At 71.4% G+C, this 24,290-nt stretch carries 18 protein-coding genes; 2 read left to right on the top strand and 16 right to left on the bottom strand.

Annotated features, from left to right (window positions below; translation table 11 throughout):
• Positions 1-11: 11 nt before the first annotated feature.
• Together NI25_RS26160 and NI25_RS26155 are read left to right on the top strand one after the other, a co-directional pair.
• Entirely contained in the window at positions 12-302 is a 291-nt protein-coding gene (locus NI25_RS26160; protein WP_148315161.1) for a hypothetical protein, read from the top strand.
• A 452-nt stretch (positions 303-754) separates the two neighbouring features.
• Positions 755-2,641: a trypsin-like serine protease gene (locus NI25_RS26155; protein WP_061444784.1), complete on the top strand. Its 1,887-nt coding sequence runs from the start codon at positions 755-757 to the stop codon at positions 2,639-2,641.
• A 147-nt stretch (positions 2,642-2,788) separates the two neighbouring features.
• On the opposite strand, the gene obgE is transcribed toward NI25_RS26155, so the two are convergent.
• The 16 genes from obgE to folC form a co-directional block, all read right to left on the bottom strand.
• Positions 2,789-4,231, bottom strand: coding sequence for a GTPase ObgE (gene obgE, locus NI25_RS26150; RefSeq protein WP_061444783.1), 1,443 nt, complete (start codon positions 4,229-4,231; stop codon positions 2,789-2,791).
• A gap of 110 nt (positions 4,232-4,341) precedes the next feature.
• The gene (rpmA, locus tag NI25_RS26145) at positions 4,342-4,596 is read right to left on the bottom strand and encodes a 50S ribosomal protein L27 (protein ID WP_003976205.1); all 255 of its coding nucleotides are present in this window, start codon (positions 4,594-4,596) and stop codon (positions 4,342-4,344) included.
• A gap of 14 nt (positions 4,597-4,610) precedes the next feature.
• On the bottom strand, positions 4,611-4,931 hold the full coding sequence (gene rplU / locus NI25_RS26140; protein WP_004931419.1) for a 50S ribosomal protein L21: 321 nt from the start codon (positions 4,929-4,931) through the stop codon (positions 4,611-4,613).
• Between the two features lie 220 nt (positions 4,932-5,151).
• Entirely contained in the window at positions 5,152-6,213 is a 1,062-nt protein-coding gene (locus NI25_RS26135) for an iron-containing alcohol dehydrogenase family protein (protein ID WP_061444782.1), read from the bottom strand.
• A gap of 145 nt (positions 6,214-6,358) precedes the next feature.
• Positions 6,359-10,531, bottom strand: a complete 4,173-nt coding sequence (locus NI25_RS26130; protein WP_061444781.1) for an Rne/Rng family ribonuclease — start codon at positions 10,529-10,531, stop codon at positions 6,359-6,361.
• A gap of 274 nt (positions 10,532-10,805) precedes the next feature.
• Positions 10,806-11,582 (bottom strand): TIGR03936 family radical SAM-associated protein, encoded by a 777-nt coding sequence (locus NI25_RS26125; protein WP_061444780.1) that lies wholly within the window; start codon positions 11,580-11,582, stop codon positions 10,806-10,808.
• 48 nt (positions 11,583-11,630) lie between these two features.
• On the bottom strand, positions 11,631-12,719 hold the full coding sequence (locus tag NI25_RS26120; protein ID WP_061444779.1) for a hypothetical protein: 1,089 nt from the start codon (positions 12,717-12,719) through the stop codon (positions 11,631-11,633).
• A gap of 52 nt (positions 12,720-12,771) precedes the next feature.
• Complete coding sequence (locus NI25_RS26115) at positions 12,772-14,715, bottom strand: TIGR03960 family B12-binding radical SAM protein (protein ID WP_061444778.1); 1,944 nt, start codon at positions 14,713-14,715, stop codon at positions 12,772-12,774.
• Positions 14,716-14,829: 114 nt separating this feature from the next.
• Complete coding sequence (gene rodA / locus NI25_RS26110) at positions 14,830-16,026, bottom strand: rod shape-determining protein RodA (RefSeq protein WP_061444777.1); 1,197 nt, start codon at positions 16,024-16,026, stop codon at positions 14,830-14,832.
• Positions 16,023-18,332, bottom strand: a complete 2,310-nt coding sequence (gene mrdA / locus NI25_RS26105; protein ID WP_061444776.1) for a penicillin-binding protein 2 — start codon at positions 18,330-18,332, stop codon at positions 16,023-16,025. Before mrdA ends, rodA begins: the two co-directional genes overlap by 4 nt.
• Before the next feature lie 104 nt (positions 18,333-18,436).
• Complete coding sequence (mreD, locus tag NI25_RS26100; RefSeq protein ID WP_061444775.1) at positions 18,437-19,108, bottom strand: rod shape-determining protein MreD; 672 nt, start codon at positions 19,106-19,108, stop codon at positions 18,437-18,439.
• A gap of 13 nt (positions 19,109-19,121) precedes the next feature.
• The gene (mreC, locus tag NI25_RS26095; protein ID WP_061444774.1) at positions 19,122-20,192 is read right to left on the bottom strand and encodes a rod shape-determining protein MreC; all 1,071 of its coding nucleotides are present in this window, start codon (positions 20,190-20,192) and stop codon (positions 19,122-19,124) included.
• Between the two features lie 199 nt (positions 20,193-20,391).
• The gene (locus NI25_RS26090; RefSeq protein WP_007449816.1) at positions 20,392-21,411 is read right to left on the bottom strand and encodes a rod shape-determining protein; all 1,020 of its coding nucleotides are present in this window, start codon (positions 21,409-21,411) and stop codon (positions 20,392-20,394) included.
• 319 nt (positions 21,412-21,730) lie between these two features.
• Positions 21,731-22,144, bottom strand: a complete 414-nt coding sequence (gene ndk, locus NI25_RS26085; protein ID WP_061444773.1) for a nucleoside-diphosphate kinase — start codon at positions 22,142-22,144, stop codon at positions 21,731-21,733.
• A 144-nt stretch (positions 22,145-22,288) separates the two neighbouring features.
• Positions 22,289-22,645, bottom strand: a complete 357-nt coding sequence (locus tag NI25_RS26080) for a DUF4233 domain-containing protein (RefSeq protein ID WP_061444772.1) — start codon at positions 22,643-22,645, stop codon at positions 22,289-22,291.
• Between the two features lie 6 nt (positions 22,646-22,651).
• Positions 22,652-24,166 (bottom strand): bifunctional tetrahydrofolate synthase/dihydrofolate synthase, encoded by a 1,515-nt coding sequence (gene folC / locus NI25_RS26075; protein WP_061447101.1) that lies wholly within the window; start codon positions 24,164-24,166, stop codon positions 22,652-22,654.
• Positions 24,167-24,290 lie beyond the last annotated feature (124 nt).

Below are 24,290 nucleotides of genomic sequence, written 5' to 3'. Positions count from 1 at the left end.
TGCTGCGAGCGATGCCCACGCGCAAGCATAAGGCGCTGGTTTCGCTCGGCCCGGTGCTGGCCCTGGTCCCCCTGGTCGCGTACAGCCTCAAGGCCGAGGAGCCCTTCACGGAGATGCTCCCCATCTACTGCGCACTGGTCGTCTCCGTGCCCATGGGCATTCTGGGACACCACAAGGCACTGCGCGAGGTCCTTGCGGACCCTGATGTGCCGTACGGCGAGGCGACGGGTCCCTGGACGCTGCAGGCAGCCTGCTCCATGGCAGTACTCGTCGGCCTCGCCGCCTACTACGTAGGAGGCTGACAGCAGGAGACACGTGTACGGCCGCTGCCCTCATCACAAACCGCGCACGTGCCGACTGAGCACCGGAATCGGAGGATGCGCACGGCACTCACCCCACGCCGCCGCAACCATGCGGGGTGATTTATGCCACGGAGCAAGTGGAGCGTACAGCCAATTTAGTGGATTCAACCACTGGACGAGATCATCAAGGGCCGCCATAGAATAACTAAGGCTGCGGATACGGGCGTTGATGTGCACGCCTTGAGCGGAGACGCTCTCCTCGTTGACGGCTGAGGTTCAGAGGGTGGGGCTCGGGCGGTGTGCACTTCTGGGCGTGCGTGTCTTCTTGTGAACGAACTGCAGTCGACGGGCCGCGGCTGTCAGCCAGGCCGACCCAGAGGACTCCAATGAAGCCATCCAGCAGCACAGCCGTACAACCAACACGCCTCAGACGACCCGGTGCTCTGGGCTTCGTGGCCAGGGCCGCGGCGGTGGTCGGTGCAGCGCCGCTGCTCCTCCTGAGCGCCATACCCTCGCACGCGGTAGTCGGGACGCCGAGCCAGGACACCGATTACGGCTTCACCGCCCGGCTGTTGATCGGTGACTACGAACATGGTTGCTCGGGCACCCTGGTATCTTCCGAATGGGTGCTCACCGCCGCCAGCTGTTTCGCCGACAATCCGGCCGCCGATCTCACGATTGCGGCCGGCGCACCCCGGCTGAAGACCATCGCCACACTGCCCGGCGGCCAGACCCGTGACATCGTGGAGCTTCTCCCCCACGGCGAGCGCGATCTCGTGCTGGCCCGTCTCGCGCAGCCGGTGACGGGCGTGGACCCCATCAAGGTGTCCCCCACCGCACCGGCCGCCGGGCAGGATCTCACCATTGCCGGTCACGGCCGTACGGCGGAGGAATGGGCGCCGCTCGACAAACACACCGGCACGTTCGCCCTCACTGCCGTGAGCGGTGGTGACCTGTCCCTGAGCGGCAAGGACGGCGCATCCGTCTGCCAGGGCGACGCAGGTGGCCCGGTGTTCCGAATGGCCGACGGCCGACCCACGCTCGTCGGCATCAACAGTCGGTCGAACCAGGTGGGCTGCTTCGGCATCGAATCGGCGGAGGGAACCACCTCCGAGGCTACTGGCACCCGGGTCGACGACCTGAGCGACTGGATCGCCGAGAATGCCGTAAGGACCCCTGCATCCGACTTCAATGGTGACGGCCGCAGTGATGTCGGCGTGCTGTACGACAACGGCGCTGTCACCGGCGGTGGGTTCCGCTCGTCTCTCTGGTCGCTCACCAGCACCGGGTCCGGGTTCGCCGAGCCGCAGCGCAAGTGGGACAGCGAGGGCTGGGGCAGCTGGAACGGGAGCCGTTCGCAGACGTTTTCGGGTGACTTCAACGGAGACGGCCGCAGTGACGTCGGCGTGCTCTACGACAACGGCACACGGACGGACGGCGGAGGCAACCGCACAACGCTGTGGATCTTCAACAGCACCGGGTCCGGTTTCGACAAGCCAGTCAAGGCATACGACAGCACCGACAGCGGCAGCTGGACCTGGAACCGCTCCAAGGCGATCACCGGCGACTTCAACGGCGACGGCCGAGACGACGTCGCCGTGCTCTACGACTACGGGGCCCTGGCCGACGGCAGCGGCAACCGCACCGGCCTGCTGACGTTCACGAGCACGGGATCCGGCTTCGGCAAGCCGGTCATGACGTGGGACAGCGCGGACGGCGACCACAGCTGGACCTGGGCCAACTCCAAGCCCTTTTCCGGCGACTTCAACGGTGACGGCCGAGACGACGTCGCCGTGCTCTACGACTACGGGGCCCTGGCCGACGGCAGCGGCAACCGCACCGGCCTGTGGTCGTTCACGAGCACGGGATCCGGCTTCGGCAAGCCGGTCATGACGTGGGACAGCGCGGACGGCGACCACAGCTGGACCTGGGCCAACTCCAAGCCGCTTTCCGGCGACTTCGACGGCGACGGCCGAGACGACGTCGGCGTGCTCTACGACAATGGTGTACGGGCGGACGGCGGAGGCAACCGCACGGTGCTGTGGACGCTGAAGAGCACCGGTTCGGTCTTCGCCGACCCGGTCAAGGCCTACGACAGCGCAGACAGTGGCAGCTGGACGTGGAGCCGTTCGAAAACGGTCTCCGGCGACTTCAACGGTGACGGCCGAGACGACGTCGCCGTGCTCTACGACTACGGTGCCCTGGCCGACGGCAGCGGCAACCGCACCGGCCTGCTGACGTTCACGAGCACGGGGACCGGCTTCGGAAGGCCGGTCAAGGTGTGGGACAGCGCGGACGGCAACCGCAGCTGGACCTGGGCTCGGAGCGACATCGCCTGACAGGCACCCACTCGCCGCACGGATCCGTCGCTATGGGAGAACACCGGGATGTTCTCCCATAGCGACGTTCGCTACCAGTCTCTACGGGCCACCGTCTTCAGCCCTCTCCCGCGCGACCACACCCCGCGAGTCCACTGCGAAGCCCCACTACGATGCGAAGGGGTCGAATCCCTCGTACCCCTGGTCGGCCTCGTCCCGTTCGGCCTCCCGGTCCCGGCGGCGCTGCGCGGCCGGGCGGGGTGCCTCGAAGCGGTGGTCCTCGCCACGGCGGCCGAGCATCTCGGCGCCGGCCGACATCGAGGGCTCCCAGTCGAAGACGACCGCGTTGTCCTCGGGGCCGATGGCGACGCCGTCGCCGCTGCGGGCGCCCGCCTTCACCAACCGCTCCTCGACACCGAGGCGGTTGAGCCGGTCGGCGAGGTAGCCGACGGCCTCGTCGTTGTTGAAGTCGGTCTGGCGCACCCAGCGTTCGGGCTTCTCGCCGCGCACCCGGAACAGGCCGTCCTCCTCGCGGGTGACGGTGAAGCCGGCGTCGTCCACGGCCTTGGGCCGGATGACGATGCGCGTCGCCTCCTCCTTGGGCCGGGCGGCACGCGCCTTGGCGACCAGTTCGGCCAGCGCAAAGGACAGCTCCCTGAGGCCCATGTGGGCCACCGCGGACACCTCGAAGACCCGGTAGCCGCGCGCCTCCAGGTCCGGCCGGACCATCTCGGCGAGGTCCCTGCCGTCGGGCACGTCGATCTTGTTGAGGACGACGATCCGCGGCCGGTTGTCCAGGCCGCCGTACTCGCGCAGTTCGGCCTCGATGACGTCCAGGTCGGACAGCGGGTCGCGCTCGGACTCCAGCGTCGCCGTGTCCAGGACGTGCACCAGCACGCTGCACCGCTCCACGTGCCGCAGGAACTCCAGGCCCAGGCCCTTGCCCTGGCTGGCGCCCGGGATGAGGCCGGGGACGTCGGCGACGGTGTAGACGGTCTCGCCGGCCGTCACCACGCCCAGGTTCGGGACGAGCGTCGTGAAGGGGTAGTCGGCGATCTTCGGCTTGGCCGCGCTCAGCACGGAGATCAGCGAGGACTTGCCGGCGCTCGGGTAGCCGACCAGCGCCACGTCGGCGACGGTCTTCAGCTCCAGCTGGACGTCCTGGAGGTCGCCGGGCTCGCCGAGCAGCGCGAAGCCGGGCGCCTTGCGGCGTGCGGAGGCCAGCGCCGCGTTGCCGAGGCCGCCCCGGCCGCCCTGTGCGGCGACGTAGGAGGTGCCGTGGCCGACGAGGTCGGCGAGCACGTTGCCCGCCTTGTCGAGGACGACGGTGCCGTCGGGCACGGGCAGGACCAGGTCCTGGCCGTCCTTGCCGGAGCGGTTGCCGCCCTCGCCGGGCTTGCCGTTGGTGGCCTTGCGGTGCGGGGAGTGGTGGTAGTCGAGGAGCGTGGTCACCGACTGGTCCACGGTGAGGATCACGTCGCCGCCCCGGCCGCCGTTGCCGCCGTCCGGGCCGCCGAGCGGCTTGAACTTCTCACGGTGGACGGAGGCACAGCCGTGGCCTCCGTTACCCGCGGCGACGTGCAGTTCGACGCGGTCCACGAAGGTGGTCATGGGATGTGCCTCCAGTTACTGCCTACTGCGGGAATGTCTCTTGGTTAACACGCGAAAGGCGGACCCGCTTCCCCTCGGGGAAGTGAGGCCCGCCTCGCGAAAGTGTCCGGTCAGGCGACCGGGACGATGTTCACGACCTTGCGGCCGCGGTGGGTGCCGAACTGCACCGCACCGGCCTGCAGGGCGAACAGCGTGTCGTCGCCGCCACGGCCGACGCCGGCGCCCGGGTGGAAGTGGGTGCCACGCTGGCGGACCAGGATCTCACCCGCGTTGACGGCCTGACCGCCGAAGCGCTTCACGCCGAGCCGCTGGGCATTCGAGTCGCGACCGTTCCGGGTGGACGATGCGCCCTTCTTGTGTGCCATGTCTCCTCAGTCCCTTACTTCGCAGCCGCGGGGATCTCAGTGACCTTGATCGCCGTGTACTGCTGGCGGTGGCCCTGACGACGGCGGTAGCCGGTCTTGTTCTTGTAGCGCAGAATGTCGATCTTCTGGCCCTTGTGGTGGTCCACGACCTCGGCCTGGACCTTGATGCCGGCCAGCACCCACGGGTCGCTGGTCACAGCGTCGCCGTCGACGACGAGCAGGGTCGAGAGCTCGACCGTGTCGCCGACCTTGGCGGTGGAAATCTTGTCAACCTCAACGATGTCGCCGACAGCAACCTTGTGCTGGCGACCACCGCTGCGCACGATGGCGTACACGCGGATCTCACTCTCTCGCTCGGGACGGCACCCCCGCAGTCCAGCCGCCCGGTGACACACGGACGGCCTCTCCCGGCCGCAGCCCGCGAGGGCACACCCGGAAGGAAAGAGGTTTACGGGGATGTGACGCGCCAGTCGACACGCCGACGGTCAAGATTACGGGGCCGCACGACAGGGGTCAAACCGGGCCCCCGGGGCCCGCGACCGGGGCCGCCGGCGGTCAGCCGGAGACCGCCGCGACGTACTCGCCGTACGCCTCCCCCGCCCGCGCGGGCGACAGCTCGAGGTGCTCCAGGATGGTGTACCGGCCGGGCCGGGTCTGCGGCGCGAACCCCACGGCCCGTACGAACTCCTCGTCGCCGAACCCGATCTCCCGGGCCGTCACCGGCAGCCCGTGCCGGCGCAGCGTGTCCGCCATCAGCAGGGAGCCCTCCCGGTCGCCGCGCAGATACGTCGCGAAGGCGGCGCCGATGCCCACCTGCTCGCCGTGGCTGGCCGCACGCCCGGGGTACAGCAGGTCGAGGGCGTGGCTGATCTCGTGGCAGGCCCCGGAAGAGGGGCGGGTGTGCCCGGCGATGGTCATGGCGATGCCGGACAGCACCAGACCCTCGGTCAGCACGGTCAGGAACCCGTCGTCGCCGCAGCCGCCCGGGTGGCGCAGCACGGCCTCACCGGCCTGCCGGGCGAGGGCGGCGGCGAGGCCGTCGACCTTCTCGCCGTTCACCCGGTGGGCCAGCTCCCAGTCGGCGACGGCGGAGACGTTGGAGACGGCGTCGCCGATGCCGGAGCGCACGAAGCGGATCGGCGCCTCCCGGATCACCGCGAGGTCCACGACGAGCGCGATGGGCGTCGGCACGCCGTAGGAACCGCGGCCCGCGTCGTTGTCGAGGATCGAGACCGGCGAGCAGATGCCGTCGTGGGACAGGTTGGTGGCCACCGCGACCATGGGCAGGCCCACACGGGCCGCGGCGAACTTGGCGCAGTCGATGACCTTGCCGCCGCCGAGGCCGACGACCGCGTCGTAGCGCCCCGACTTCATGCCGTCGGCCAGCCGCACCGCGTCGTCGATGGTGCCGCCGCCGACCTCGAACCAGTCGGCGCCGGGCAGGGACGGCTCCAGCCTCCTGCGCAGCCGCGCCCCCGAGCCGTCGCTGATCGCCACGGCCAGCATCCCGGACTGCGAGATCCGCTGGTCCGCGAGGACGCTCGCCAGGTCGTCCAGGGCGCCCGGCCGGACGTCCACGACGAGCGGCGAGGGGATGAGCCTCGTCAGTACCGGCACGTGGTCTTCTCTCCTCGCGGGCGGGGGCCTGTCGTTGATGATGCGCCCGGGAACGTCCGGGGAAACGTGCGGCCCCGTCCGAACGGAATCCGAACGGACGGGGCCACACGTTTTGCGACAGGTGCCGGATCAGGCGGGCACCGGGTCAGCCCTCGTCGGTGGCGGCCGTGACCGAGGACGGTGCCTGCTGGGCGGCCGCCGCGGTCTTCTTCGACGCCGTCTTCTTGGCCGTGGCCTTCTTGGCGGTCGTCGTCTTGGCCGCCTTCTTGGCGGTGGCCTTCTTGGCGGTCGTCGTCTTCTTGGCCGCCGTCTTCTTGGTGGCGGCCTTCTTCGCCGTCGCCTTCTTGGCCGTCTTGCGGGCCGCCGCCTTCTTGGCCGGAGCCGCCTCGTCGGCCTCGGGCTGAGCCTGCGGCGCCTCCTCCGCCGTGGCCGACGGGACGACCACGACGGCCGCCTCCTCGGACGCGGTGGAGGTGGTGGGCTTGCGCACCGCGCGGCGCCGCGGACGGGCCGGGGCGGCGCTCTCGGCCGCCTCGCCGGCGGCCGGGGCCTCCGGCGCCCGCTCGGGCTCGGCGGGCTGCTCGGCCACCGTGCCGGCAGTCTCCGGGACCGTCAGGACGGCGGCCTCCGCACCCTCGGGCGAACCGGCCGGTGCGGACACCTTCCGGGTGGCCCGGCGGCGGGTACGGCCCTTGGGCGCGGCCTCGTCCGAGGCGGGCGCCGGGGACTCGGCCGGAGCCGGGGCGGGGGCGCCGGAGACGGCGTCCTCGACGGCGGCGGGCTCGGCCAGCACCTCGGCGGCGGGCTCCCGCCGCACGGGACGCTCGACCTCTTCCCGCACCGTGACGTCCTGCGCGGTCGGGACCTCGGCGGGCGCGGTCTCGGCCTTCGCGGCCTCCTCGGCCTGCGCCGTCCCGGTCTGCGCCGCGTCGGTCCTCGCGGCCCTGGGCGCGCCCGCCGGGGCGGACGCCCGACGGCTCGCGCGACGCCGGCCCCGACCGCGCGTGGCGGCGGCCTCGGCCTCGGCGGCGCTGCTGTACAGCTCCTCGTCCGCGCTGAAGTCGGGCGCCGGGAGCGCGACCGGCTCGGCCACCTCGGCGGCCACCTCGGCCTCGGACTCGGTCTCCGCCTCCTGCTCCGCCGTCGGGCCGGTCTCGGCCCCGGCGACGGCCTCGTGCTCGTGCGGCTGGTCGGCCCCGGCCCGCGCCCGCTTGCGGCGCTTGCCACCGCCACCGCCACCGGCCGCGGACGGCTGGTCGAGGTGGACGATGACACCGCGGCCGTTGCAGTGGACGCAGGTCTCCGAGAACGACTCCAGCAGGCCCTGGCCGACCCGCTTGCGGGTCATCTGGACCAGGCCAAGCGAGGTCACCTCGGCGACCTGGTGCTTGGTCCGGTCCCGGCCCAGGCACTCCAGCAGGCGCCGCAGCACCAGGTCCCGGTTGGACTCCAGCACCATGTCGATGAAGTCGATGACGATGATGCCGCCGAGGTCGCGCAGCCTGAGCTGGCGCACGATCTCCTCGGCCGCCTCCAGGTTGTTCCTGGTGACCGTCTCCTCGAGGTTGCCGCCCTGACCGGTGAACTTGCCGGTGTTGACGTCGATGACGACCATCGCCTCGGTCCGGTCGATCACCAGCGAACCGCCGCTGGGCAGCCAGACCTTGCGGTCCAGCGCCTTGGCGAGCTGCTCGTCGATCCGGTACGTGGCGAAGACGTCGACCTCGCTCGTCCACTTGGACAGCCGCTCGGCGAGGTCCGGCGCCACGTGGGACACGTAGCCGTGGATGGTCTGCCAGGCGTCGTCACCGCTGACGACGACCTTGGAGAAGTCCTCGTTGAAGATGTCCCGCACGACCCGGACGGTCATGTCCGGCTCGCCGTACAGCAGCGTGGGCGCGCTGGAGCTGCCGCCCTTGGCCTTCTTCTGGATGTCCTCCCACTGCGCCTGGAGCCGCTCGACGTCGCGGCGCAGCTCGTCCTCGCTGGCGCCCTCGGCGGCGGTGCGCACGATGACGCCCGCGTCCTCGGGGACGATCTTCTTCAGGATCGTCTTGAGGCGGGAGCGCTCGGTGTCGGGCAGCTTGCGGCTGATTCCGGTCATCGAGCCCTCGGGCACGTAGACCAGGTAGCGGCCGGGCAGCGAGACCTGGCTGGTCAGGCGGGCGCCCTTGTGGCCGATCGGGTCCTTGGTGACCTGCACGAGGACCGACTGGCCGGACTTGAGGGCGGACTCGATGCGGCGCGGGCCGTTGGCCATTCCCAGCGCCTCGAAGTTGACCTCGCCGGCGTACAGGACGGCGTTGCGGCCCTTGCCGATGTCGATGAAGGCGGCCTCCATCGACGGCAGCACGTTCTGCACCTTGCCGAGGTAGACGTTGCCGACGTACGAGGTGGCCTGCTCCTTGTTGACGTAGTGCTCGACGAGCACCCCGTCCTCCAGGACGCCGATCTGGGTGCGCTCGCCGTGCTGGCGGACGACCATGACCCGCTCGACGGCCTCACGGCGGGCCAGGAACTCCGCCTCGGTGATGATCGGCACACGGCGGCGGCCCTGCTCGCGGCCCTCGCGGCGGCGCTGCTTCTTGGCCTCCAGACGGGTCGAGCCCTTGATGGACTGCACCTCGTCGGACGGCTCGGGCTTCGGGCGCGGCTCGCGGACCTTGACGACGGTGCGCTCGGGGTCGTCGGCGGACGACTCGCCGTCTCCGGAGGAGTCCCCGGCCCGGCGGCGCCGGCGACGACGGCGACGGCTGCTGCTGGAGCCACCGCTCTCTCCGGCGGCCTCCTCGCCGCTGTCCTCGGCGTCCTCCTCCGCCTGCTCGGCGGTGTCCTCGGCGTCCTCGGCGGCCTGCTCGGCGGCGGTCTGCTCGACCTCGCCATCCGTCAGGTCGCCGTCCGCGGCGTCACCCCGGCGACGGCGACGGCCGCCCCGGCGACGACGACGGCGCGAACCGGACTCCTCGTAGCCCTCGGCGTCGTCGTGGTCGTCGCCCGACGCGTCGGACTCGGCCTCCTCCTCGCCCTTCGCGTCGGCGTCGGCCTCGGGCTCGTCCCGGTTGTCGGCGGCCGTGGCCCGCTCCTCGGCGGCCTCCTCGGCGGCGGCGCCCCGACGCTTGCGGCGGCGGCGCGAGCCGGCGGACTGCTCCTCGCGGGACTCCGCGCTCTCCTCGGCCGGCTTCGCCGACTCGGCACCGGCCGCTTCGGCGGCGGCCTCGGCCGCGGCGCGCTCGGGCGTCTGGAACTGGGGCTCGGCGAACACGGGCGCCTGGAACACCGCGACCGCGGGACGCGAGGGGCGCTTGGGGGCGTCCGCCTCGTCGGACGCCGCGGCGGCGGACTGCGCCGGGGCGGCGAAACCGGAGGCCGCCTTACGGGTGGAGCGGCGGCGCGCACGACGCGGCGCGGCGTCCTCCCCGGACTCGGCGCTCTCGGCCGGCGCGGCGGAAGCGGCCGGCTCCGCGGACTTCGCGGGCTCGGGGGTCGCGGCGGTCGGGGCGGCGGCCTCGGGCTCGCCCGCTTCGGCGGCGGCCTCGACGGGCGCCTCGGCCGGGGCGGAGACGCGGCGCGTGGCACGCCGCCGGGTCCGGCCCTTGGGCGCGGCGCTCTCGGCCTCCCCCTGGGTCTCCTCCGCGGCGGGCGCGGGCGCCTCGACCGGCTCCGGAGCCACCACGGCGGCCGCCTCGGCGCTCGGTTCGGCGGCCGAGGTCACGCTGCGCGTGGCACGCCGCCGGGTACGCCCCTTGGGCGCGGCACTCTCGGCCTCGCCCCGGGTCTCCTCCGCGGCGGGCGCGGGCGCCTCGACCGGCTCCGGAGCCACCACGGCGGCCGCCTCGGCGCTCGGTTCGGCGGCCGAGGTCACGCTGCGCGTGGCACGCCGCCGGGTACGCCCCTTGGGCGCGGCACTCTCGGCGGGCGCCTCGACGGTCTCGGTGGTCTGTGCGGCCTCTTCCGCCTCTTCAGCCTCTTCGGCCGGGGCCGGCGTCTCGGCGGCGGGGGCCGCGGGCACGACGGTCTCGGCCGCCTCCGCCGACGCGGGAGCCCCGGCGGGCGCGGAGGCGCGACGCACCGCACGGCGCCGCGGCCGGGCGGGGGCGGCCGGCTCCGGAGCCGGCTCGGAGGCCTCGGCGGGCTCTGCGGGGGCCGGCTCGGCCGGCGTGACGGTCTCCGCCGGCGCCTCGGAGGCGCCGGACGGCGGGCCCGCCGGGCGGGACGCGGCCCTGCGCCGGCGGCGCGGCGGCAGGGTGTCGCTGGGGGTGTTCGACTCGGTGTCCGTCGAGCTGGTCGCGGACCCGGTGGGTTCGGTCGGTTCGAGCATGCGGGGGTTTCTCCCGTCAGGCTCCCGGGCGCCGCGCCTGGTCCGGCATCGACATGTCGACCGCCGGTGACGTCCGCGGCTCGCGCGGTGCGCGGTCGCCGCCGTCCGGGGCGCGGGCGCCGCTCGGAAGCTCATCCGTGTCTTGTCTCGCCGGTTCCGTACCCCTTGTCGTGCACGGCCTGGCGAAAGTCTTGTGGTCGGTGCGCTGCCCGACCCAGGTGGCTCCCGAGTTCGAGGGCGGCGCTACGACGTCCGTCCCTACGCGGAACCTTCCTTACGCCGGCGCCTTCGCGGCGGCGGAAGCGGCGGCCGGTTGCGGCTCGGGCGCTTTCGCCTCGCGGTCGGGCGCGAGCGGGTCGGTCACCGCACCGGTCTCTTCATCGAACAGCCCCTGCGCCAGCCTGGTCACCGCTGCGGGGACCGGCGGCGCCAGGTCGGCCACGGCGCGAAGACCGGACAGGACGTCGTCGGGTCGTACGGCAGGCGTCACGTGCCGAACAACCAGCCGCAGTATCGCACAGGGCCGGTCGGTCGGCCTATCAGCCGGTGAGCCGTGCGTGGTGACGCTCTCGAGGTGTGCGACGGCGGAGCGGGTGTCGAAGGTGCGGACGCCGTTCTTCGTACGGCGCTGCACCTCCACCGCCGGGGCCGCGTTGAACGCCGCGACGGCGGCGTCGGCCTCGGCGGGCTCCACCCCGTCCAGCCGCAGCTCCCACACGGAGGCCGTCAGCCGGTCGGCGAGCCCGGAGGTCCGGGCCTCGACCGCGTCGACGACGTCGAGCCCGGCGGGCAGCGACTCGTCGAGGAGCAGCCGCAGCCGCTCCGGGTCGCGCGCCTCGGTGAGCGCGATCTCCAGATACTCCGCCTCACTGCCCGTGCCGGTGGGTGCGGCATTGGCGTACGACACCTTCGGGTGCGGGGTGAACCCCGCCGAGTACGCCATGGGCACCGCGGCGCGGCGCAGCGCACGCTCGAAGGCGCGCTGGAAGTCACGGTGGCTGGTGAACCGGAGGCGGCCGCGCTTGGTGTAACGCAGTCGGATGCGCTGCACCGCGGGAACGGGCGGCGGGCCTACGGGCTGTCGCTTGCCCAGTGTCGTTCAGTCCTTCGTGAGAGCGGTCGTACTGCTACCAAGAGTACGTGCCTCGGCGCCGGATGGTTCCCGCCGGTCCACCGGCTCCCGCTCGGCGGGCTCACCGAAGAGCATCCGGCGCACGTCGGCACGCGCCTGCCGGGCGGAGCGACGGGCCGAGGCCAGCGCCTGCCGGGCCGCCCGCGCGGCGCCGCGCCCGGCCTCGGCGAGGGGACGCAGCACGGCGTCCCGCACGGCGTGCCCCACCGGGGTCAGCACGCTCCGGTACACCCACCGCACCGGCTCCACCACGGTCCACCGCAGGAGCGTGCCGAGGAACCGTCCGACGGCACGCGAGACGTGCCCGGCGATCCGCCAGGCGTGCCCGAGGGCGTCCCGCACCTCCCGTCCGACGACGGCGAGGGCCCGGCCGACCGGTGCGAGCACCCACCGCCACACGGCGAGGGCCGGCAGCACCAGCAGCACCCGGACGAGCCAGTACAGAACGAACCCGACACCGGTGACGACGAGCCCCACACCCCGCGCCACCTGCCTGCCGCACCAGGCCAGCGCCCTGCCGCACCGGGCGAGCCCGTGCCCCACCGGGGTCAGCACCCACCGGTACAACCACGCCCCCGGCACGACGACCAGGTACCGCCCGAGCCACGCCAGACCGGCGTACAGCCCGCGCCCGGCCGCCGCGAGCACCGCGCCCGCCCACGTGAGGAACCGGGCGAGCGCGTGCCCGGCAGGCGTCAGCACCCACCGGTACAGCCAGACCGCCGGCACGACGAGGAGCACGTTCCCCAGCCAGGCCACGCCCCGGGTGAGCGGCACGACGACATGGCGCCACAGCGCGACCAGCGGCCACACGATGACCGCCCGCCCGAGCCACGCCAGCGCCCGCCCGACGGGACGCAGCACCGTGTCCCGCAGGAACCGTCCCCCGACGACCAGCGCGTCCCACACCATGCGCACCGGCACGACCAGCACCAGCACGACGATCCGCACCGGAATCCGGACCGCCACGGCCAGACACCCCTCGGCGTCCGATCGACGCACCGGTTCCCCCTGCGGCCGCGCCGCGGGCGCCTTCTCCAGATCCACCATGAACATGAAGACGCCGCGAGATCCCTTCCGGATCCCGCGGCGTCACGCCGGGCGGCCGCTACTTGACCACGGTCAGCGGCAGCAGCTTCTTGCCGGTCGGGCCGACCTGGATCTCGGTGTCCATCGCGGGGCACACCCCGCAGTCGAAGCACGGGGTCCAGCGGCAGTCGTCGACCTCGGTCTCGTCGAGGGCGTCCTGCCAGTCCTCCCAGAGCCACTCCTTGTCGAGGCCGGAGTCCAGGTGGTCCCAGGGCAGGACCTCCTCGTAGCCGCGCTCGCGGGTGGTGTACCAGTCGACGTCGACGCCGGTCGGCTCCAGGGCCTTTTCGGCGCAGGCCATCCAGCGGTCGTAGGAGAAGTGCTCGCGCCAGCCGTCGAAGCGGCCGCCGTCGTCGTAGACGGCGCGGATGACGGCGCCGAGGCGGCGGTCTCCGCGGGAGAGGAGGCCCTCGACGATGCCGGGCTTGCCGTCGTGGTAGCGGAAGCCGATGGAGCGGCCGTACTTCTTGTCGCCGCGGATCTTGTCGCGGAGCTTCTGGAGGCGGGCGTCCGTCTCCTCGGCCGACAGCTGCGGCGCCCACTGGAAGGGGGTGTGCGGCTTGGGGACGAAGCCGCCGATGGAGACCGTGCAGCGGATGTCGCCGGAGCCGGAGACCTCGCGGCCCTTGGCGATGACGCGGGTGGCCATGTCGGCGATCTGGAGGACGTCGTCGTCGGTCTCCGTGGGCAGGCCGCACATGAAGTACAGCTTCACCTGGCGCCAGCCGTTGCCGTAGGCCGTCGCGACGGTCCGGATGAGGTCCTCCTCCGAGACCATCTTGTTGATGACCTTGCGGATGCGCTCGGAGCCGCCCTCGGGGGCGAAGGTGAGGCCGGAACGGCGGCCGTTGCGGGTCAGCTCGTTGGCCAGGTCGATGTTGAAGGCGTCCACGCGGGTGGAGGGGAGGGACAGGCCGATCTTGTCCTCCTCGTACCGGTCGGCGAGGCCCTTGGCGACGTCGGCGATCTCCGTGTGGTCGGCGGAGGAGAGGGACAGGAGCCCGACCTCTTCGAAGCCGGTGGCCTTGAGGCCCTTGTCGACCATCTCGCCGATGCCGGTGATGGAGCGCTCGCGCACCGGACGGGTGATCATGCCGGCCTGGCAGAAGCGGCAGCCTCGGGTGCAGCCGCGGAAGATCTCCACGGACATCCGCTCGTGGACGGTCTCGGCGAGCGGGACGAGGGGCTGCTTGGGGTAGGGCCACTCGTCGAGGTCCATGACGGTGTGCTTGCTGACCCGCCACGGGACGCCGGAGCGGTTGGGGACGACTCGGGAGATGCGGCCGTCGGGGAGGTACTCGACGTCGTAGAAGGCGGGAACGTAGACGCCGCCGGTCCTGGACAGGCGGAGGAGCAGTTCCTCGCGGCCTCCCGGGCGGCCCTCGGCCTTCCACGCGCGGATGATCGCGGTGATCTCCAGGACGGCCTGCTCGCCGTCGCCGATGACCGCGCAGTCGATGAAGTCGGCGATCGGCTCGGGGTTGAAGGCCGCGTGGCCGCCGGCCAGCACGATCGGGTCGTCGATGCCGCGGTCCTTCGCCTCCAGCGGGATGCCCGCCAGGTCCAGGGCCGTGAGCATGTTGGTGTAGCCCAGCTCCGTGGAGAAGGAGAGGCCGAAGACGTCGAAGGCGCCGACGGGGCGGTGGCTGTCGACGGTGAACTGCGGGACGGAGTGCTCCCGCATCAGCTCCTCGAGGTCCGGCCAGACGCTGTAGGTGCGCTCGGCGAGGACGCCCTGCTGCTCGTTGAGCACCTCGTAGAGGATCATGACGCCCTGGTTGGGCAGGCCGACCTCGTAGGCGTCGGGGTACATCAGGGCCCAGCGGACGTCGCAGGACTCCCAGTCCTTGACCGTGGAGTTCAGCTCTCCGCCGACGTACTGGATCGGCTTCTGCACGTGCGGGAGCAGGGCTTCCAACTGCGGAAACACGGACTCGGCGGCCGGGGAGGCTTCGGCAGGCATCTCACGGGACCTTCGTGTGCTGACAAGGGGGACCATCCAGCCTAACCCGGCCGGACCGGTCCCCCTTACCGCGCGGCCCCCGGGCGCCCCACCGCTCACGCCCCGGGTGCCGGGCTACGCCGACATCGGTCTCTGCACGGTGATCGACTGGAGCAGGCCGACCGCTATCCACACGGCGAACATGGAGGAGCCGCCGTAGGACACGAAGGGCAGGGGCAGGCCGGTGACCGGCATGATGCCGAGGGTCATGCCGATGTTCTCGAAGGTCTGGAAGGCGAACCACGCGACGATCCCGGCGGCGACGACGGTCCCGTACAGGTCCGGGGTGCTGCGGGCGATGCGGCAGGCGCGCCAGAGGACCACGCCGAGCAGGGCGACGATGAGGCCGGCGCCGAGGAAGCCCAGTTCCTCTCCGGCGACGGTGAAGACGAAGTCGGTCTGCTGCTCGGGGACGAACCGGCCGGTGGTCTGCGAGCCGTGGAAGAGGCCGGAGCCGGTGAGCCCGCCGGAGCCGATGGCGATGCGGGCCTGGTTGGTGTTGTAGCCGACGCCCGCGGGGTCGAGGGCGGGGTTGGCGAAGGCGGCGAAGCGGGCGATCTGGTAGTCGTCCAGGATGCCGAGCTGCCACACGGCGAGCGCCCCGGCGGTGCCGGCGCCGAGCAGTCCGAAGATCCAGCGGTTGCTGGCGCCGGAGGCGAGCAGGATGCCGAGCACGATGATGACCATGACCATGACCGACCCGAGGTCGGGCATGAGCATCACGATGAGCATCGGCACGGTGGCCAGGCCCAGGGCCTGGAGCACGGTGCGGTGGTCGGGATGGGGCCGGTCCCCGGCGTCCACGCGGGCGGCCAGCAGCATCGCCATGCCCAGGATGATCGTGATCTTCACGAACTCCGAGGGCTGGAGCGAGAAGCCGCCGGGGAGCTTGATCCAGGAGTGGGCACCGTTGATGGTCGAGCCGAGCGGGGTGAGCACCAGCAGGATCAGGAAGACGGACGCGCCGTAGAGGACCGGTACGGCGGTGCGCAGGGCGCGGTGGCCGAGCCAGACGGTGGCGACCATCAGGGCGAGCCCGATGCCGGTGTTCAGCAGGTGCCGGGTGAGGAAGTAGTACTGGTCGCCCTGGTTGAGCTCGGTGCGGTTGCGGGTCGCGGAGTAGACGAGCAGCGAGCCCATCAGGGACAGGGCGATCGCGGCCAGCAGTATCGGCCAGTCGAGGCGCCTGGCCATGGAGTCCCGGGCGAAGAGGCGGGTCCAGCCGGCCTTGTCGGGGCCGTATCCGGAGACCTGGAAGCTGTTGCCGGTCATGCGCGTGCCCTCCGGCCTCTTCCGTTGCCGCCGCGCCGGGTGCCGCGCCGTGCGCCGCCTGCGCCGCCTCGCCGTCGGTGGCGGCGGGTGTCGCGGTTCTCCCCGTTCTGGTTGGGGGTGGTGGCCGGCTGGGTCCCTTCCTCGACGGGGGCGTACTCCTCGTCCGGGGAGGCCTTCTCGTCGGGCAGGAGTTCCTTGACGACGTCCTTGGGCATCTTCGGGGAGAGGATCGTCCCGTCCGTCTTGATCTTCGGGAGGCTCGCCTGCGGCTTGGGCAGCAGGGCCTTCTTCGGGTCGATGTCGCCGTCGTCGGAGACGCCGTACAGCGCGTCGTAGATGTTGCGGACGGCGGGTCCCGAGGCGCCGGAGCCGGTGCCGCCCTGGGAGATCGTCATGACGATCGAGTAGTCCTTGGTGTACGTCGCGAACCACGAGGTGGTCTGCTTGCCGTAGACCTCGGCGGTACCGGTCTTGGCGTGCATCGGGATCTTGTCCTGCGGCCAGCCGACCTGGGCGAACCGCCAGGCGGCGGTGCCGCGGCTGGCGACGCCGGCGAGGGCCTCGTCCATCTTGGCCAGCGTGGTCTTGCTTATGGGCAGCTTGCCGTGGGCCGTGGGCTCGATCTCGCGGACGCTCTTGCCGTCGGGGCTGACGATCGCCTTGCCGATGCTCGGGTCGTAGAGGGTGCCGCCGTTGGAGATGGCCGCGTAGATGGTGGCCATCTGGATGGGGGTGACGAGCGTGTCGCCCTGGCCGATGGAGTAGTTGATGGAGTCACCGGCGCGCATCTTGTTGCCGCTGTGGCAGTTCTCGTACGCGATCTTCTCGACGTAGGAGCCGTCCTTCTTGCCGGACTTGCACCAGGCGTCCTTGTTGGCCTCCCAGTAGTCCTGCTTCCACTGGCGGTCGGGAACCCGGCCGGTGACCTCGTTGGGCAGGTCGATGCCGGTCTTGGCGCCGAGGCCGAACTGGTGGGCGGCCTTGTAGAAGTAGTCGTTGGGGTCCTTGGGGTTCATCCCGCCGTCCTTCTTCCACTCCTGGTGGGCCAGGCGGTAGAAGACCGTGTCGCAGGAGAGTTCCAGGGCGCGGCCGATGGTGATCATGCCTTCGTTGGCCGACTCGAAGTTCTTGAAGACCTGGCCGCCGACGTTGTAGGCGCTGGAGCAGTCGTAGTTGCCGTCGAAGTCGTAGCCGGCCTCGACCGCGGCGGCCGAGGAGACCACCTTGAAGATGGAGCCGGGGGCCGCCTGGCCCTGGGTGGCGCGGTTGAGCAGCGGGTAGTTGGACTCCTTGCCGGTGAGCTTCTTGTAGTCCTTGGCGGAGATGCCGCCGACCCAGGCGTTGGGGTCGTAGTCGGGGTTGGAGGCCATGGCGACGACGCGGCCGGTCTTGGCCTCCATCACCACGACCGCGCCGGCGTCGGCCTCGTAGAGCCGGTTGGTGTTGCGGTCCATCTCCTTGCGGGCGGCCTTCATCGCCTCGTTCAGCTCGTACTCGGCGACGCGCTGGACGCGGGCGTCGATGCTGGTGACGAGGTTGGCGCCGGGGGTGCCGGGGTCGGACTCGGCCTTGCCGATGACGCGGCCGAGGTTGTCGACCTCGTAGCGGGTGACGCCGGCCTTGCCGCGCAGCGCCTTGTCGTACTGGCGTTCCAGGCCGGAGCGGCCGACCTGGTCGGAGCGCAGGTAGGGCGAGTCGGTGTCCTCGGCCTTCTTCAGCTCCTCGTCGGTGACCGGCGAGAGGTAGCCGAGGACCTGGGCGGTGTTGGAGCCGCCGGGTGCCGCGTAACGGCGTACGGCCATGGGTTCGGCGGTGATGCCGGGGAAGTCCTCGGCCCGCTCGCGGATCTGCAGGGCCTGCTTGACGGTGGCCTCGTCGGTGACGGGGATGGGCTGGTAGGGCGAACCGTTCCAGCAGGGCTGGGGGGTCTCGGCGTCGCAGAGCCTGACCTTGTCGATGACGTCCTGCGGCTTCATGCCGAGGACGCCGGCGAGCTTGGTGAGGACGGCCTTGCCGTCGTCCTTCATCTTCAGCAGGTCGGTGCGGGAGGCGGAGACGACGAGCCGGGTCTCGTTGTCGGCGAGGGCGACGCCGCGGGCGTCCAGGATCGAGCCGCGGGTGGCGGGCTGGACGACCTGCTGGACGTGGTTGCCGGAGGCCTCGGCGGCGTACTCGTCGCCCTGGCGGATCTGGAGGTACCAGAGGCGGCCGCCGAGGGTGGCGAGGAGGGAGAGGACGAGGACCTGGATGACGACGAGGCGGGTCTGGACGCGGTTGCTGCGGCCGGTCTCGGGGATGTTAGTCATGGGCGCAGCCCGTCCGGTCGAGGGTGGCGGTGGGCGACGAGTGGGCGGTCACAGGTTCTGGCTCCCCCTCACGATGGCTGTGCTGCTGGTGTGCTGCCGCGTCGTCACAGGCGCTTGACCCCCTTGATGCGGCCGGCCCGGGCGACGCGGGCGCGGGCCGTCTTCACCCGCAGCGCGTTGCGCTGTCTGCCGATGCGCAGGCCGGTGCCGCCGGAGAGCCAGCCGGAGGAGATGTCGGGGCTCTGGGCGGCGGAGTTGGTGTCGGCCAGCGGGTCGTTGTCGGCGCGGCGGGCGAGCGCCATGACGCCGGGGACGACGAACGGAGCGAGCAGCAGGTCGTACAGGGCGGCCGTGAACAGCAGGCTGGGCAGGCCGACGTGGCGGGCGGCGGTGTCGCCGACGAGGGCGCCGACGCCCGCGTAGAGCAGGGTGGTGCCGACGGCGGCGGCGACCACGACGACCATGGGGCCGGTGGCCGAGCGGAGCCGTCCGTTGTCGGGCTTGGCGAGGCCGGCGAGGTAGCCGACGACGCAGAGCACGAGGGCGTAGCGGCCGGCGGCGTGGTCGGCGGGCGGGGCGAGGTCGGCGAGGAGTCCGGCGCCGAAGCCGACGAGGGCGCCGCCGACGTGGCCGTAGACCAGGGCGAGGCCGAGGACGGTGAGCAGCATCAGGTCGGGGACGGCGCCGGGCAGGTGGAGGCGGGCGAGGACGCTCACCTGGATCACCAGGGCGACGACGACCAGGGCGACGGACAGCAGGATCCGGTTGACGCGCATGGGGTGAGGGCTCCTACGGTTCGGTCTGCTCGTTCTGCTGGTCGGTCTGGTCGTTCTGACCGCCGGCGTCGTTCTGCCCGGCCGCGTCGTTCTGACCGGTGGCGTCGTTCTGACCGGTGGCGTCGTTCTGACCGGTGGCGTCGTTCTCGCCGTCCTGGGCCCGGCCCTCGGGGTCGGCCCCCGGGGTCACGGTCACCGTGACGGTCGGCGTGGGCTCCGGCTTCGGCTTGTCCGGGAGCACCGCGTCGCGCGGGTCCTTCGCCGGGGCCTGGACGACGACGCCGACGATGTCGAGCTTGGTGAAGCTGACGAACGGCGTGACGTCGAGGATGCGGGTGAGGTCGCCGCCGTTGGGGTCGATGCGGGTGATGGTGCCGACGGGCACGCCGGGCACGAACGGCTTGTCGGCCTGGGAGCCGAAGGTGACGAGGCGGTCGCCCTTCTTGACGTCGGCCTTGCCGTTGAGGAGTTCGACGCGCAGGGGGCGGCTGCCCTGGCCGGAGGCGAAGCCGAGTTCGTCGCCGGACTCCATCCGGGTGCCGACGGTGAAGTCCGGGTCGTTGGCGAGCAGCACGGTCGAGGTGTTCGGGCCGACGGTCGTCACGCGTCCGACGAGGCCGTCGCCGTTGAGGACGGTCATGTCGCGCTCGATGCCGTCGTTGGCGCCGACGTCGATGGTGACGGTCCAGGAGAAGCCCTGGGCCGCTCCTATGGCGATGACCTGGGCGCCCTTGATGCCGTACTGCCCGGCTCCGGCGAGCCCGAGCATCTTGTCGAACTGCTTGAGCCGACTGCGGCCGCGCTCGTCGCTGCCGAGCTTCGCCTTCAGGGCCGCGTTCTCCGTCTCCAGCCGTGCGAGCCGGTCGTGCCGGTCGCCGGAGTCGCGGATCGCGGAGACGGCGTTGCCGACCGGGTCGACCGCGGACGACACGCCGTTCTCGATCGGACCGAAGACGGTGGCCGCGGCCTGCCGGGCACCGTCGACCGGTGAGTCCTCCCCACCGCGGATGTCCACCGTGATCAGTGCGAACGCGATGGCGATCAGCAGTACCAGGAGCAGCCGGCTCTCTTTCGTGTCCCTCACGTGCGGCGGCCGTGCCTTCCTCGTCGAAATCCGGGAATCTCGGAATGTACGTGGCGGTGTTCAGGAATTGGGTGATTCGGCACTTCGGGCGTGTGCGGCGCATCGGGTCCTTCACGCACATCCACTGCCGCAACCCTCTATATCAACGATCCGCCGCACGAGAGGAGATCGTCTCGTACGGCGGAACCGAAGTGTTACGTCATCTGCGGGGCGATGCGTCCAGCACCTGCTGGAGCGCCTCGAACTCCTCGACGCACTTGCCGCTGCCGAGCGCGACGCTGTCGAGCGGGTCCTCGGCGATGTGGATCGGCATTCCGGTCTCCCGGCGCAGCCGTTCGTCGAGCCCGCGCAGCAGCGCACCGCCGCCGGTCAGGACGATGCCCCGGTCCATGATGTCGCCGGACAGCTCCGGCGGACACTTGTCGAGGGTCGTCTTGACGGCGTCGACGATGGCGTTGACCGGCTCCTCGATCGCCTTGCGCACTTCGGCGGCGGAGATGACGACGGTCTTGGGCAGCCCGGAGACGAGGTCCCGGCCGCGGATTTCGGTGTGCTCGTCGGAGTCGAGGTCGTACGCCGAACCGATCGTGATCTTGATCTGTTCGGCCGTGCGCTCACCCAGCAGAAGGCTGTACTCCTTCTTCACGTGCTGGATGATCGCGTTGTCCAGCTCGTCACCCGCGACGCGGATGGACTGGGCGGTGACGATGCCGCCGAGCGAGATGACCGCGACCTCCGTGGTGCCGCCGCCGATGTCCACCACCATGTTGCCCGTGGCCTCGTGGACCGGCAGGCCGGAGCCGATGGCCGCGGCCATGGGCTCCTCGATGATGTGCACCTGTCGGGCGCCGGCCTGGGACGACGCCTCGATGACGGCGCGGCGCTCGACGCCGGTGATGCCCGAGGGCACACAGACGACGACCCGCGGCCGAGCCAGATACCGCCGCTTGTGGATCTTCAGGATGAAGTAGCGGAGCATCCGCTCGGTGATCTCGAAGTCGGCGATGACGCCGTCCTTCAGCGGACGCACGGCAACGATGTTGCCGGGCGTGCGCCCGATCATCTTCTTCGCTTCGGCGCCGACCGCGAGGATGCCACCGGTGTTGGTGTTGATCGCGACGACGGACGGCTCGTTGAGTACGATCCCGCGACCCCTGACGTACACCAGCGTGTTGGCGGTCCCGAGGTCGACAGCCATGTCACGGCCGATGAACGACATTGAGTTCCCCATCAGGATTCGACTGGCCTTCCCAGGAGCTTTTGAGGGCTTTTCAGGTAGGCGAAGTGGGTGCAGTGACGCGTGGAGGCTTCCATCGTAGACGCGCTTTCGCGAACACTGCGCGAGGGTCTTCGCCATTGTCAGCAGATGGCGCGCCGCCTCGCTCGTGGAGACGGGCCAGCGGTGGCATCCGTTCCCCCGAACAGGCGCGCATATGCCACAGGGCGGTCGCTTTTACGCGACCGCCCCGGCTTCGCCCGGTCCATTCGGCTGACGTGACGTCAGAAAAAAGGCGTTCCCGGCGTGTCCCGAACGAGGATCAGACCCGGCCCGGGAAGAAGATCTTCAGCTCGCGCTCGGCGGACTCCTCGGAGTCGGAGGCGTGGATCAGGTTCTCGCGGACGATCACACCGAAGTCGCCCCGGATGGAGCCGGGCGCGGCGGCGATCGGGTCGGTCGGACCGGCCAGCGCGCGCACACCCTCGATGACCCGCTCGCCCTCGACGACCATCGCCACGACCGGGCCGGACGCCATGAACTCGACCAGCGGCTCGTAGAAGGGCTTGCCCTTGTGCTCGCCGTAGTGGGCTTCCAGCGTCTCGGTGTCCAGGGTGCGCAGTTCCAGCGCGGTGATCTGCCAGCCGGCCTTGCGCTCGATACGGCTGATGATCTCGCCGGTCAGGCCACGACGGACGGCGTCGGGCTTGAGGAGGACGAGGCTGCGCTGGGTCACGAGGGCTCCCTAGAAAAGGTTCGAGATGTGCGGTCGTGCGGGTGATGACTGAGGTTACCGGGCGTGTCGCGACGCCTGTCACGCAGCGTCAGGGATACCGGGTCCGGCCGCCTCGACGACCACGTCCGTGGAGGTCCTGCGCCTTCAGGCGGGGTCCGGCGCGGAGGCCTCGGCCTGGGCGGCGAACCTCGCCTTCGCCTCGTCGATCTTCCGCCCGTAGTGCACGGAGGCCCACCACAGGGCGGCGAAGATCGCGCCCAGGAAGTACATGGTCGGCACGACGAGACCGGAGGCGATCAGCGCGACCTGCAGCGCCCAGCCGAGGACGACGCCGCCGGGGCGGGTGATGACCCCGCACAGCGCGACGCACAGGAACATCGCGATGCCGCTGACCGTCCACACCGTCCCCATGGACAGGTCCGGGTCCTTCATGGCGACGAGGCCGGCGAAGCCGATCACGAAGAACTCGCCGATCAGCGTCGAAGCACAGAGCGTACGCACGGTTTCTCAGCCCCTCCTCAGGAGCAGTCGGGCCTCGCCGACGGTGATGACGGAACCGGTGACGAGCACACCGCCGCCCGCGAACTCGCCCTCCTCCTCGGCCAGCGTGATCGCGGCCTCCAGGGCGTCCGGCAGCCGCGGCTCGACCTGTACGCGGTCCTCGCCGAACACCTCGACGGCGACCGCGGCCAGCTCGTCGGCGTCCATCGCGCGGTGGCTGGAGTTCTGGGTGACGACGACCTCGGCGAAGACCGGCTCGAAGGCTTCGAGCAGCCCCCGCACGTTCTTGTCGGCGCTGGCGCCGACCACACCGATGAGCCGGCTGAACTGGAAGGCCTCCCCCACCGCGTCGGCGGTGACCCGGGCGCCGGCCGGGTTGTGCGCGGCGTCCAGCACCACGGTCGGCGAGCGCCGCACGACCTCCATCCGCCCCGGCGAGGCGACCGAGGCGAAGGCCTGGCGTACGGTGTCGACGTCCAGCGGCTCGGGACGCTGCGCGCCGACGCCGAAGAACGCCTCCACGGCGGCCAGCGCGACCGCCGCGTTGTGCGCCTGGTGCGCGCCGTGCAGCGGCAGGTAGACCTCGGTGTACTCGCCGCCGAGCCCGCGCAGCGTCACCTGCTGACCGCCGACGGCGACCTCGCGGGCGACGACGCCGAACTCCAGCCCCTCGCGGGCCACGGTGGCGTTGACGTCCACGGCCTTCTTCAGCATCACCTGCGCCGCGTCCACCGGCTGCTGGGCCAGGATCACGGTCGCGTCCTGCTTGATGATCCCGGACTTCTCGACCGCGATCTCGCCGGGCGTCCCGCCGAGCCGGTCGGTGTGGTCCAGGTCGATGGGGGTGACGACGGCGACGTCCGCGTCGATGACGTTGGTGGCGTCCCAGGAACCGCCCATCCCGACCTCGACGACGGCCACGTCCACGGGCGCGTCGGCGAAGGCGGCGTACGCCATGCCGGTGAGCACCTCGAAGAACGACAGCCGGTACTCCTGCTGCGCGTCGACCATCTCCACGTACGGCTTGACGTCCTGGTACGTCTCGACGAACCGCTCGGCGGAGATCGGCGCCCCGTCCAGGCTGATCCGCTCGGTGATCGACTGCACGTGCGGCGAGGTGTACCGACCGGTGCGCAGCTCGAAGGCGCCGAGCAGCGCCTCGATCATGCGGGCGGTGGAGGTCTTGCCGTTGGTCCCGGTGATGTGGATGGAGGGGTACGAGCGCTGCGGCTCGCCCAGTACGTCCATCAGCGCGGCGATCCTGGCGACGGACGGCTCCAGCTTGGTCTCGCCCCAGCGGGTCGCCAGCTCCGTCTCGACACCGCGCAGCGCCGCGTCCACCTCGGGGTCCTCCGGGCGCCCGGGGACGTCGGCCTGCGGGCGCCCGCCCTGGGTGCGCAGAGTGCGGCTGCCGGCCTCGATGACGGCGAGGTCGGGGTCGCGGGTGGTCTCCGCGTCGATGATCTCGTCGAAGGAGTCGAGGGGGTCGGGCTGGTCGTTCTGGCCGGGGTTGTCGCTCACGGGCACCAGTCTACGTACCCCCGCCCCCGTAACCGCGGGCAGTCGTGCCTCCCCCAGTGCCTGAACGGCCTGGGAGGTACCCCCAGGGCGGCACGGGTGGGCGCGGCGGCACCCCGTCAGCGCC

It is taken from the genome of Streptomyces sp. CCM_MD2014 (genome assembly GCF_000772045.1).
Lineage (GTDB): Bacteria > Actinomycetota > Actinomycetes > Streptomycetales > Streptomycetaceae > Streptomyces > Streptomyces salinarius.
The sequence above is the reverse complement of the archived record's forward strand: the minus strand, read 5'-3'. Positions and strand labels throughout refer to the sequence as shown.